This is a genomic window from Marinobacter sp. ELB17 (genome assembly GCF_000169375.1).
Classification (GTDB): Bacteria; Pseudomonadota; Gammaproteobacteria; order Pseudomonadales; family Oleiphilaceae; genus Marinobacter.
The window spans coordinates 1-11,079 of record NZ_AAXY01000056.1 but is presented as its reverse complement, the minus strand read 5'-3'; the positions used below and the strand labels follow the sequence as shown (position 1 = coordinate 11,079).

At 56.8% G+C, this 11,079-nt stretch carries 11 protein-coding genes and 2 pseudogenes; 9 read left to right on the top strand and 4 right to left on the bottom strand.

Annotation, left to right across the window (positions count from 1 at the left end):
• Nucleotides 1-507 precede the first annotated feature (507 nt).
• Nucleotides 508-885 (top strand): annotated as a pseudogene (locus MELB17_RS24290) (IS66 family transposase); the annotation flags it as partial.
• Nucleotides 886-973: 88 nt separating this feature from the next.
• On the opposite strand, the gene MELB17_RS25970 reads toward MELB17_RS24290, so the two are convergent.
• From MELB17_RS25970 to MELB17_RS22640, 4 genes are all read right to left on the bottom strand, one after another.
• The gene (locus MELB17_RS25970; protein ID WP_264673241.1) at nt 974-1,393 is read right to left on the bottom strand and encodes a tyrosine-type recombinase/integrase; all 420 of its coding nucleotides are present in this window, start codon (nt 1,391-1,393) and stop codon (nt 974-976) included.
• Between the two features lie 78 nt (nt 1,394-1,471).
• On the bottom strand, nt 1,472-1,981 hold the full coding sequence (locus MELB17_RS25965) for a tyrosine-type recombinase/integrase (protein ID WP_007352681.1): 510 nt from the start codon (nt 1,979-1,981) through the stop codon (nt 1,472-1,474).
• Nucleotides 1,978-2,943 (bottom strand): tyrosine-type recombinase/integrase, encoded by a 966-nt coding sequence (locus tag MELB17_RS22645; RefSeq protein WP_227498758.1) that lies wholly within the window; start codon nt 2,941-2,943, stop codon nt 1,978-1,980. The genes MELB17_RS25965 and MELB17_RS22645 overlap by 4 nt, the downstream gene beginning before the upstream one ends.
• Nucleotides 2,922-4,175, bottom strand: a complete 1,254-nt coding sequence (locus tag MELB17_RS22640) for a site-specific integrase (protein WP_007348454.1) — start codon at nt 4,173-4,175, stop codon at nt 2,922-2,924. Before MELB17_RS22640 ends, MELB17_RS22645 begins: the two co-directional genes overlap by 22 nt.
• A gap of 176 nt (nt 4,176-4,351) precedes the next feature.
• Between MELB17_RS22640 and MELB17_RS22635 the strand changes: the two are divergent.
• The 8 genes and pseudogenes from MELB17_RS22635 to MELB17_RS22605 form a co-directional block, all read left to right on the top strand.
• A pseudogene (locus tag MELB17_RS22635) lies at nt 4,352-4,576 on the top strand (transposase domain-containing protein); the annotation flags it as partial.
• Nucleotides 4,577-5,339: 763 nt separating this feature from the next.
• Nucleotides 5,340-5,630 carry an IS66 family insertion sequence element accessory protein TnpA gene (tnpA, locus tag MELB17_RS22630; RefSeq protein WP_007350232.1) on the top strand — a complete coding sequence of 97 codons (291 nt, stop codon included), beginning with the start codon at nt 5,340-5,342 and terminating at the stop codon, nt 5,628-5,630.
• Nucleotides 5,627-5,971, top strand: a complete 345-nt coding sequence (gene tnpB, locus MELB17_RS22625; protein WP_007350233.1) for an IS66 family insertion sequence element accessory protein TnpB — start codon at nt 5,627-5,629, stop codon at nt 5,969-5,971. Before tnpA ends, tnpB begins: the two co-directional genes overlap by 4 nt.
• Before the next feature lie 28 nt (nt 5,972-5,999).
• Nucleotides 6,000-6,902 carry an IS66 family transposase gene (locus MELB17_RS22620; RefSeq protein ID WP_007352679.1) on the top strand — a complete coding sequence of 301 codons (903 nt, stop codon included), beginning with the start codon at nt 6,000-6,002 and terminating at the stop codon, nt 6,900-6,902.
• Nucleotides 6,814-7,272 (top strand): IS66 family transposase, encoded by a 459-nt coding sequence (locus MELB17_RS26275; RefSeq protein ID WP_264673258.1) that lies wholly within the window; start codon nt 6,814-6,816, stop codon nt 7,270-7,272. The genes MELB17_RS22620 and MELB17_RS26275 overlap by 89 nt, the downstream gene beginning before the upstream one ends.
• A 511-nt stretch (nt 7,273-7,783) precedes the next feature.
• Nucleotides 7,784-9,013, top strand: coding sequence for a tyrosine-type recombinase/integrase (locus MELB17_RS22615; RefSeq protein WP_007351423.1), 1,230 nt, complete (start codon nt 7,784-7,786; stop codon nt 9,011-9,013).
• Nucleotides 9,010-9,978, top strand: coding sequence for a tyrosine-type recombinase/integrase (locus tag MELB17_RS22610; RefSeq protein WP_007351422.1), 969 nt, complete (start codon nt 9,010-9,012; stop codon nt 9,976-9,978). Before MELB17_RS22615 ends, MELB17_RS22610 begins: the two co-directional genes overlap by 4 nt.
• A complete protein-coding gene (locus MELB17_RS22605; protein WP_007352366.1) occupies nt 9,975-10,991 on the top strand; it encodes a site-specific integrase in 1,017 nt (338 codons plus the stop codon). The genes MELB17_RS22610 and MELB17_RS22605 overlap by 4 nt, the downstream gene beginning before the upstream one ends.
• Nucleotides 10,992-11,079 lie beyond the last annotated feature (88 nt).

The window sequence follows — 11,079 nt, the reverse complement described above, 5'->3', positions numbered from 1 at the left end:
CCGGAGGCGGATCCATCGAGCGGCACTGAGTAAGGAGATATCATCGGGACGCAGCGTATTCGCTGCAGCTTCGACACTGCTGGCGTACTCGGCATGCAGAACAACCCGTTCCAATGCCACGAGCGTGCCGGGCAGACGAGAGGCCAGACAATCTGGCAAAAGGCTGAACGTGCGATGGCCCTTCGGGCAGTACCAGCGAGGTATCCGTGTACCAGTAGGCGTTACCCGGGAGTATGTGCCGTGTCGAGAAAAGGAACAGCCACCTTGCGGATGTAGCGGGCAACTTGGCAATCTCGCCATGCGCCACCCTTGAGTTGCCACATAGGCTTCGCCTGAAAGGGATGTCTCGAATCGGAGCTGCATCTGAGACCTGCACCATGGAATGTTGACAGGTATTTTATCCCGAGAAACAAAGCTGTACAGCGCCCATAAGCCCTGCGATCCCTCATTATACTCCACATAAAAATCGACTTGGGATAATGATCCTTATGCGGAGCTCCGCATAAGGATCACGCCCGACGTAAGTTCGTGGAAGCCACCAAAGCGGCCAAGCCTCAAGGTAAAGGCAAACCCACGAACGTGTCCAAAGCCGATGTGGCTCTGAGCCACATCAACAAGCTTTACGCCATCGAACGCAAGATCAAAGCGTTGAGTGTGGCCGAGCGTTACCGCATTCGTCAGGAACTGAGTGTACCCAGACTGAAAACACTGAAGACCTGGCTGGAGGCCAACGCTGGCAAAGTCGCAAAGGGCACCCTGACACGAACCGCGATGGATTATACGTTGAACCAGTGGCCCACCTTGGTGGGTTACTGCGAACGGGGCGACCTACAGATCAGCAACGTGCTGGCCGAAAACGCCATCCGTCCATTTGCAGTTGGCCGAAATTATCTGCACCCGATAATTATGCAAGGTTCGTCGGAACACAAGCGGTATTTTCAGGGGCGGAGCGCGAGCGGAGGTTTGCATAATTTCAGAGACTTTCCAGGAACTGGAGGAGTGCGTCCGTCGGGCGGTAGCGCTTGTGCTGGGTCGCAGGTGGGGTGATGGCGGCAAGGGCCCGCTCCTTCATGCCCATGTCCGCTTCGACATAGCCGTGAGTGGTGACGGGGCTTTCGTGACCGAGCCACAACGCGATCACGGTCAGATCGACGCCCGCCTGCAACAGGTGCATGGCCGTCGTATGGCGCCAGGTATGCGGCGAGATCCTGCGGCCTGCTAACTGTGGACACATCTTTGTCGCGGTGCTGACGGCCAGGTTCAGTCGTTCGGCCACATTGGTGCGCGTCATTGGCAATCCGCTGCGGTTTGGAATGAGGGGTTGCTCGACATGCAAGTCGGCGTATTTTAGCCACTGCCGGATTTCCTTCGCCGTTTCCTTCCATAGAGGCACGGTTCGTTGTTTGCGGCCCTTGCCATGTAGCGCACAGAGGCGGTTGCCGCCACGTGATATCGGCCACCCGGATGCCGATCAGTTCGGAAACCCGAGCGCCGGTGTTGTAAGCACCGTGAGCATGGCGGTGTCGCGGCGCCCGCACCAGGTCGTTATACCCGGGGCTGCAAGCAGCGCGCGAACCTCGTCGCGAGACAGGAACTCAAGCATGGGTCGTTCGAAGCGTTTCATAGGTATCGCGAGAATCTGTTGTGCAAGATGCAGAGCTGGCGGCGCTTGTGAGGCGACGTAGTGGGCAAAGGCACGAACCGCCGCCAATCTTGCATTGCGCGTGCGAATGGTGTTGTGCCGTTCGGTCTCGAGATGCGTGAGGAAATTCAGCACCAAGGCCGCATCGACATCGCACAGTGCCAGCATGGCAGGTGGCTTGCCCGTTGCGCGTCCCACATAGTTCAGCAAGAGCTTGAAGGTATCGCGATAGGCAGCGACTGTTCGGGGGCTGACGTTCTGTTGCTGGATCAAGCGCTCGGCGAAGAAGCGCTGGAGCAACGCGCCGAATTCGGTGGGAGCGGTGAGCAAGGGGTTCATGACGCCTCTCCTTGCGTATAGAGGTGAAAGCGTTCGGCGGCGATCGCCATCAGTTCGGGAATGCCGGTGACATACCAGTAGGTGTCGCTCACCTTGGCGTGCCCGACGTAGGTTGATAGCGCCAGAATGGCACGATCAATATCTACGCCCTCTTCATAGAGGCGCAGCATGCTTCTCACGATGAAGGTGTGCCGGATGTCATGCAGGCGGTGACGCTGATAGTCACCGCGCGTTTGCCAGTCCAGTTGCTGACACAGCCTCTGTAAGGCATACAGCATGCTGGGCTGATTTACGCCGCTGCCATCATCACGCAGGAAGAACTTGTCACAACAAGGCCGTGGCACGAGCCTATCTCGCTGTCGTGCATAGGCGCGCAACGAGTCGGTAACGCTCGGATGCAGCGGTACGAGACGCTGCTGATGGAACTTCGCTTCGCGGATATGCAAAACGCCACTGTCCATGTCGACGTCAGCCGCGGTTAGTGTCAGTGCTTCGGCGATGCGTAGCCCGGTCGCGGCGAGCAAGCCAAAAACACAGTGGCAAGTTGCTGGACGCAATCCCTCGGTGGGCGCCAAGCCATGCGTGGCTTCAAGCAGTGTGCACAGTTCGGCTTCTGTGTAGATGTGTGGGATGAGACGCCGGTGGGCCGAACCAAAGAGACTTCGCGGTGGAACCTCCGTCGCCGGATCCTCGCGCTGGCAAAAGCGGGCGAAACCGCGAAGAATCCCGATGCGGCGCGCCCAGGTAAACGACGCCTTAAGCTGCGAAGTCTGTGCCCATGCGACAGCGAGCGGCACCGTCAGATGCCCTTCAGGAGAGACCTCATCCGCGAAACGGGCAAATGACTGAAGCTGCGTTGCGTCGATGGTTAGCTCGAATCCGTTACGACGACGATACGCCAGGTACGCTTCGACCCGCGCCATCCAAGACAACCGGGCGCTCATGACGGGCTCCCGGGCCACGGCAGTGCCATCGCGCGCAATTGCTCCACGTCAACGCGGGCGTAGCTGTAGGCAGTGTCAAGACTCTTGTGACGCAATACGTCGGCGATCTCTTTGACTGAGACCCCAGCGCGCTGTAGCTGCGTTGCCATCGTTCGCCGCAGCACGTGTGTGTTGCAGAACTGATCGCGCAAACCGCAACGAACAAAGGCGCGGTTCATTGAATTGCGAATGGCCGGAACGCTCAGTGGCGTGTCGAGCGGTGCCCGGTGCCGGACGAATAGTCTGCGGCTCGTCGTCTGCGGGCGTCCCTGTCGCAGATACTGCGCTACCGCCTCTCCCGTGGACGCAGGCAGGGGAAGCTGTTGAATGCGTTTACTTTTGGTACCGCTGATGGTCAGTATTGCCCTGCGCCAGTCGATCGACTCCAGCGTGAGGTAGGTTACTTCGTGACCGCGTAAACCCAGATCAAGCAGGCAGCGCGCGATGGCATAGTCACGCAGGCCAACGGGGTCCGTGCGATCGAAGGCATCCAGAAAGGCCGTTAGTTCGGCGTCCGACAATACCTTGGGCAACGTGGCCCGGCGCCAGTCTGCGATTCGTGGAAGCGCTGCCGCTAGCCCGTCGGTCTCGTCACCGCGCACGGCACGGTAACGAAAGTAGCTACGCAGACTGTTGCACACGATACGCAGCGATGCCGGCCGTAGGCGCGACGTCAGCGTCGAAAAGTAAGCATCTATGTCGGTCGCCGACAGCGACAAGACGCTCACGGTATCAGTAACGCCTACGTCGTAGAGGAACGCCCCAACGTGTTGAGCTCGGCTGTCACGGGTGGCTGATGATAGCCCGCAAGTATCCGTTAAGTACTCGGCGAACCGAGTGAGCTCGATCGTCACTGGATCCTTCGCCATCGTTGGCGATGGCTGTGAACGCATCAGTATTTTGAGCAGATGCCGAAGCGCCGCTCCGGAGCAGCCTACAGAATCGTAGCAGGGTACGGGACAGGTGCACGCCGGGAGGTGTTCGCGCACGAACCGTTTAATAAGGGATGAATCGACGTGCGTCAACTCGAGCTCTTCAGCTTTAAGCCAGAAACCAAAATGGGCAAGGCAGCCCAAATAGATTCTGATGGTGCGATCAGCGTAGCGCTGGCCTCGCAGCGCCTTAATGTAGGATGAAACGACGCTCTCGAGCGGACTATCAATCAGCCAGTTGTAGCGAACAAGGTTTGTGAGGGTTTTATCGGCGGGCATGGTGTGTGCTCCTGCGGTTAGGGACGAGCCCACAGGAAACACTGTTTTTATGCAAAGCTCGATAGCTACAACACAGCTAAAAGCTTCGTCGCCACTGGCCTTTGCCGGAATAGCCCAACAAACCTTGCATAATTATAGGGTGAGGATAACTACCGTTATGCGAAGCTTTGCATAACCGAAAAGCATGGCTTTTTGCAGATACCTCCCAGGGCGCCCGTGCCAGTGCCACGTGTTATTCCCTAGTCGAAACCGCTAAAGCGAACAAACTGGAACCGTCGGTTTATATCCAGCATGTTCTGGAACGCGTTGCTGGCGCTGACTCGCTAGAAAAGCTGGAGGCACTGCTGCCGTGGAACGTAGATCTGGAACGGACTTCAAAAAAAGTGCCGCAGATCGACTGAGGACAAGTGGGTCGATTTAGAGGCGCTTACCTTTGCGATAGCTTTGAGGCGGAGTGTGGCAATGGTGTGCGCCGAATGAATTTGCGTAGGTCACTCGAAAATACATGCATGAAAAAATGGAATGTATACGCAACTTAATTTCTTTTGTCTGTAGGGCTGCGGACGTGAACAATGACTAAATACTTTTTCGTGAAAGTTTTCGCTGATTAATTTATAGGTGATCAGATTTTGAAAATTTTCCGAAACAAGTTTATTACAAAAATTCTAATTAGTAGGAGCAAACATGAAACATTTTCTGTCTAAAGCACTGTGCGGCTTTGGTGTTCTAATTTATTGACAGGCTGTGGTGCCGAAAGCAAACCTAATGTCGCAATTGGGCCTCCCGCAAGTACAACCCAAAGCTTTCTCAATTACTGTTTGATGCCTACGGTATAGATGGCGATTGTTACAGTGCATATCAAGAAGGTTTTGGTGATGCACTTAACGGTGTCCAAGATGGCAATATTGATATTTCTATCGGAATTCTTGGTTTGCCTTCAGGCAGGGTTCCCGAGTTGCTAACGAGTTGCTAACGAGTTGCTAACGAGTGGCGCGGGTTTAGTTGCCATGGTAGCGGTGGGCTGGCTTCAATCACGCCGTTCTGAAACGCCTCAAGAGGCCGAGTCGATCGCTTCTTGAGTAACCGTTCATTCCAAGACGTCCTGCCATCCCGATGAATTTCTTTCTACAGTAGCCTCACATTTCCCAGCACGAGGTTACCCCCATGAGAAAACACCGACCCCAGGAACAATGGCAGACCTTGGTTGATAAGCAGCGTGACAGCGGTTTATCAGCCATGCAGTTTTGCAAGCAGGAGGACATCGGCTATGCGAGTTTCTGTAGTTGGCGTAAGCGCCTGACCGAAGAACCGGTTGCTGATTCGGCGGACTCCGGCGAGGCCGGATTTCTGGATCTGTCGTCGCTGATGGGCGCTTCGTCGACTTCTGGCCCAGGCTGGAACATTGTGCTGAGCCTCGGCAACGGTGTCGAACTGCGGTTGAGCCAGAACGGATGATCGGGCTCGATAGCCAGGCCCGGATCTGGCTGTGCACCGAGCCCACCGACATGCGTAAATCGTTCCGGGGCCTGAGCGCCCTGGTTCGAAATCAACTCAAACACGATCCGCTCAGTGGCCAGTATTTCGTCTTCGTCAATCGTCGCAAAACCCAGATGAAGATGTTGTATTTTAACCGCACCGGTTATTGCCTGTGGGCCAAGCGTCTGGAGCAGGGACAGTTCCGGGTGCCGTTCTCCGCCGCGGGTCAGCGAGCCTTGACCCAGACAGATTTACAGCTGCTGATTGACGGCATTGAAGTGCAAAAATACCGCCAATTCAAGCGTTTTCGAGGGGCATAAAGGATGGGCGTTTGGTATAATATCAGCCATGAATTCAACGGCTTCTTCCCCTCAAACTGCATTGCCTTCCTTCTCGGCCCTGGCCGAGGAGAACGCCTTGCTGCGGGAGCAGTTGGACGCACAGTCTGACGCGATTCGTCAACTGAAACACCAGCTGGACTGGTTCAAGAAGCAACTGTTCGGCCCCAAATCCGAGAAGCAGGTGTTCGACCTGCCGCAACAGGGCCATCTGTTCTCATCGGATCAAGCCGTTGTCTCAGCGCCGCCTGAGGATGAGAAACGTGTCGTTCAGGCGTATCAGCGTGGCTCGGGCAAGAAACAACGGGACGACGACTGCCTGAACGACACCGGCCTGCGCTTTAACGACGACGTGCCGGTGGAAGTGATTGAGACGCTGCCTCCGGAGCTGACCGGGCCGGACGCCGATCAATACGACATCATCGGTACCAAGACCACTTACCGGTTGGCCCAGCGGGCCGCCAGTTACGTGGTGCTCAAGCTTGAGCGCCCGGTGTTCCGACGCAAAGGCGACAACAAGCCGATCACCACACCCGCACCGTTCAATGTGCTGGACAACAGCGTGGCCGATGTCAGCCTGCTGGCCGGGCTGATGGTGGACAAGTTCCAGTTCCATCTACCGCTGTATCGCCAGCATCAGCGACTCCAGCAAGCCGGTATTACCCTCAGTCGCAGCACTCTGACCAATCTGGTCAAGCGGGCCATTGCTCTGCTGCGGCCCATTGTGGATGCTCAAACCCAAAGCGTGCTGCGCAGCCGAGTGCTGGCCATGGACGAGACGCCCGTAAAGTCCGGCCATCAGGGCCGGGCCACAAAGAGGCAAGATGAAATCCGGCTGGTTCTGGCCGCTCTACGGCGATGCCGACGAAGTGGTGTTCACCTACTCCAACAGCCGCGGACGTGCCCATATTGAACAGGTGCTGAACGACCAGTTCAGCGGCACCCTGATCAGCGATGGCTATGCGGCCTATGCTCGATATGCCCAGCAGCAACCGAACATCACCCACGCCCAATGCTGGGTACATTATCCCAAGTCGATTTTTATGTGGAGTATAATGAGGGATCGCAGGGCTTATGGGCGCTGTACAGCTTTGTTTCTCGGGATAAAATACCTGTCAACATTCCATGGTGCAGGTCTCAGATGCAGCTCCGATTCGAGACATCCCTTTCAGGCGAAGCCTATGTGGCAACTCAAGGGTGGCGCATGGCGAGATTGCCAAGTTGCCCGCTACATCCGCAAGGTGGCTGTTCCTTTTCTCGACACGGCACATACTCCCGGGTAACGCCTACTGGTACACGGATACCTCGCTGGTACTGCCCGAAGGGCCATCGCACGTTCAGCCTTTTGCCAGATTGTCTGGCCTCTCGTCTGCCCGGCACGCTCGTGGCATTGGAACGGGTTGTTCTGCATGCCGAGTACGCCAGCAGTGTCGAAGCTGCGGCGAATACGCTGCGTCCCGATGATATCTCCTTACCCAGTGCCGCTCGATGGATCCGCCTCCGGACTTATCTGGTACGAGGCGCATTGGTCGGTGCTTTGCAGGCCGCACCGGTATTGTTTCGCGACTGCCAGCCAAGTCTCACGTCATTCCAAGGGAGACTACGGGGAACCGGTGTTTTGATGGCGCTGCGTACCACGCTCGCCGTTTATCTGCCAAGGTTACCCGCGCCCTTAGGGTTCGCCCCACGAAGCCCGCACTTAAAACGCATCCAACACAACTCTGGGGCAGACCCGCCCAGGGACTGGTATTAATGTTGTCACCGGAGCATTAAGGCAACTGCCGGAGATGAACGGTGCACAGCAAGCAAGTGGTACCCGATTTCGAGACCCAATTAGCCAAGGTTCAGGGCGTATGGCGAGACAACCGCAGCCTCAAGCGGGCTTCGATTGATCAGTATCTCTACTGGATACGCCGTTTTCACCATTACTGCATGGCTGAAGCCCTAAGTCCCAATGAGCAACTGACGCAGGTCGGCGTAACCGTCTTTGCCCAGTGGTACGCACGACAACGGCGGGTCGATACGGAGTGTGCTAGCCAGAGAGCGCAGTCTGCCTTGCGGGCCTGGGCATTTGGATTAAGCGCCTTAGGCGTTGAGGTCCCTCCGTGGCAAGCCAGGATGAACGGTACTTTTCAACCCGAGCCCCAACTAAAGGCTTTTGCCGAACATTTACGCCAACACCGCGGTAACCCGGAAGGGACCATTAAGAAGAAACTGGCCCATATACGTTATTTTTTGGCCTTTATGGGTGCCCGGCATCGGTCGTTGCAAGACCTTTTGCTAACGGATATCGATGCATTTCTGATGGCGTGCAGTAAGCGCTATGCCCGCACGACCACAGCTGACATTGGCTGTAGCCTGCGCCGCTATTTGCGCTTTCTGCTGACCACCGGACAGTTACCCAATGATCTTGCGTCATTCGTCGTAACCCCTGTTATACGCCGCTACGAGCAGCCACTGCGGGCGCTACCGTGGGCGGATGTCCTCCGCATCCTGTCAGCCATTGATCGCAAGACGCCCGTCGGGTTGCGCGACTATACGGTACTCTTGTTGATGAGCTGTTACGGCTTGGGGGCTGGCGAGGTGATCCGTCTGACGCTCGACGATATCGGTTGGCAAGCCGCCACCTTGCATGTCGTACGACCAAAGACCGGTGTTGCCTTCGCACTGCCACTGTTGCCGGCACTTGCCCGCGCATTGGTCAGCTACCTTAAGCGTGGGCGGCCCCGTCGGACACCAACACGACATTTATTCCTGTCAATGAGAGCACCCCATTACCCCTTGAGCGCGTCTTCAGCGGTACGGCATATGCTCGTTGGGTACGCCCGGACTGCTGGCGTTACGGCCGCGTACTTGGGTAGCCATGTACTGCGCCATACACATGCATGCCGGCAGATGGAGCTAGAGACCTCACCCAAGGTAATAAGCGACATTCTCGGTCATCGATCACCAGCGTCGCTTTCCGCCTATCTGCGCATTGACACCAAGCACTTACGCCAACTGCCTCTGCCGGTTCCCAAATGACGCTTATCTGCGCGGCCGAACTCGCCGAAGACATCGTCCATTTTGTCGCTTTCAAGCGTGCGATGGGGCATTCATACCAACGCAGTGAGCTTGCGCTGAAGAGCTTTCAGCGCGCTGTCGAGCATCGGGCCGGTTTACATGCCAAGGTGCCTTTCGACGCTGTATTGCATGAGTGGTTATCGCGTAACCCACATCGGCAGCCGGTCAGCGTGGGGCTGGAGTTTGGTGTCATCCGCCAACTCTGCCTGTATCGCCGCCGTCGGGATCCGGCCAGCTTTGTGCCCGAACAGGACTGGGCACCCATAAAGGCGTCGACCTTTCTACCGTATATTTTCACCCAGGACCAGATCGTCCATCTCATCACCGCAGCCAGCGCTCATGATACCCGACATCTCTGTGCCGGCATGCTGCGAATGTTGTTGCTGATACTCTATTGTACCGGCCTGCGACTTGGGGAGGCCGCCCGATTGCAGCTGTCCGATATCGATCTGGAACAGCGGTGCTTTCTTGTCCGGGAGAGCAAAGGAAGGTCCCGGATTGTACCGTTTCTTGATGATCTGGCCCACGAGTTAAACGATTGTCTGCGGCTACGCCGGCGCATTCTGGAAGCAATAGCAACCGCTGATCCCGGAGCACTTTTGCTGCGCAATAGCGGCCAAGCGCTACCGGTGAAGGCCGCGTCAGAGGCCATTCGTCGGCTGCTTCGTCGGGAAGGACTCAAGCCTGCCAGAGGTCGGACAGGACCGCGACCCTATGAGTTCCGACATGCCTTCGCCGTCCACCGGTTGACCGCCTGGTATCACGAGGGCGTTGATATCCATGCCCGGCTGCCTTGGCTCTCCGCCTATATGGGGCATGTCGACGTGCTCGGCACGCAAGTGTATCTGAGGGCTACGCCGGAACTGATGCGCTTGGCCAGTGAACGTTTCGCCCGACACTGGCACCACGTCGATAAAACGTCATGAGCAGAGCGCCCGAAGATCCGCTATTGGCTTGCGTTGAGAGCTTCTTCCGCGACTATTTACAGCGATTGCGAGGTGCCAGCGCGCACACCGTGCGCGCGTATCGAGATACCCTACGACTGCTTTTCATTTACCTCGCGGACACCAAGGACAGCACCGTTGCCAACCTGCGACTGAACGATCTGCACGTCGATGCGGTGGCCGCCTTTTTGACCCAGTTGGAATCGGATCGTGCCAACTCGATTGCGACGCGTAACTGCCGACGCGCAGCGATTCGCAGTTTCTGCAAGCATCTGATCCGCGTTGACCTTCCACATGCCGAGCAGTATCAGAGGATTTTGGCCTTGCCTGCGAAGAAGTGCCAGCAAAACCTGGCAACCTATCTGGAAGCGGCGGAGGTACATGCCATCCTTGACCAGCCTGACTGTCGTACCGTGCTCGGCCAACGGGATTATGGGTTATTGCTGTTTCTTTATAATACGGGCGCACGCATCAGCGAGGCCCTGACCGTTTGTTGTGCAGACCTGCATCTGACACCACCCCGGCAGGTTCGCCTCCACGGCAAGGGCAAAAAGGATCGGCTCTGCCCGCTGTGGCGCGATACTGCTCAGGCACTTCTGCGCCTGCCTACTGTACGCGATGGCGCGCCAGGGGCATTTGTCTTTGTGAATCGACAGGGCCAGCCATTGACGCGCGACGGCGCGGCCTATCTGCTTCAAAAATATGTAGTAGCCGCGATCCCGACAGCCCCTACCTTACAGCGCCGAAAAATCACCCCGCATGTGCTTCGCCACAGTTGCGCGGTCGCACTGTTGCAGTCTGGTGTCGACGTTACCGTCATCCGCGATTATCTCGGTCACGCCAGTATCGCCACCACCAGTCGCTATCTCACCACCAACTTACAGATGAAACGAGAAGCACTCGAAGCCTTTTGGAAACGCGCCGGTATCGAACCGACAAATGCAAAGCCGTGGCAGCCAAGCGCTGACTTGCTCGCCTTCTTGGCGTCGCTGTAGAAGTTGGTAATTTTATCCCGTCAAAAGACCGCCCCACGGCCGCATGAACACTGGGATTCTCAGGCTACACTCCGGATAAAAATCGACT

Coding starts and splice junctions, on each gene's coding strand:
- MELB17_RS25965 (WP_007352681.1), bottom strand. CDS start 1,981: ATGAACCCCTTGCTCACCGCTCCCACCGAATTCGGCGCGTTGCTCCAG.
- MELB17_RS22640 (WP_007348454.1), bottom strand. CDS start 4,175: ATGCCCGCCGATAAAACCCTCACAAACCTTGTTCGCTACAACTGGCTG.
- tnpA (WP_007350232.1), top strand. CDS start 5,340: ATGAGAAAACACCGACCCCAGGAACAATGGCAGACCTTGGTTGATAAG.
- tnpB (WP_007350233.1), top strand. CDS start 5,627: ATGATCGGGCTCGATAGCCAGGCCCGGATCTGGCTGTGCACCGAGCCC.
- MELB17_RS22620 (WP_007352679.1), top strand. CDS start 6,000: ATGAATTCAACGGCTTCTTCCCCTCAAACTGCATTGCCTTCCTTCTCG.
- MELB17_RS26275 (WP_264673258.1), top strand. CDS start 6,814: ATGAAATCCGGCTGGTTCTGGCCGCTCTACGGCGATGCCGACGAAGTG.
- MELB17_RS22610 (WP_007351422.1), top strand. CDS start 9,010: ATGACGCTTATCTGCGCGGCCGAACTCGCCGAAGACATCGTCCATTTT.
- MELB17_RS22605 (WP_007352366.1), top strand. CDS start 9,975: ATGAGCAGAGCGCCCGAAGATCCGCTATTGGCTTGCGTTGAGAGCTTC.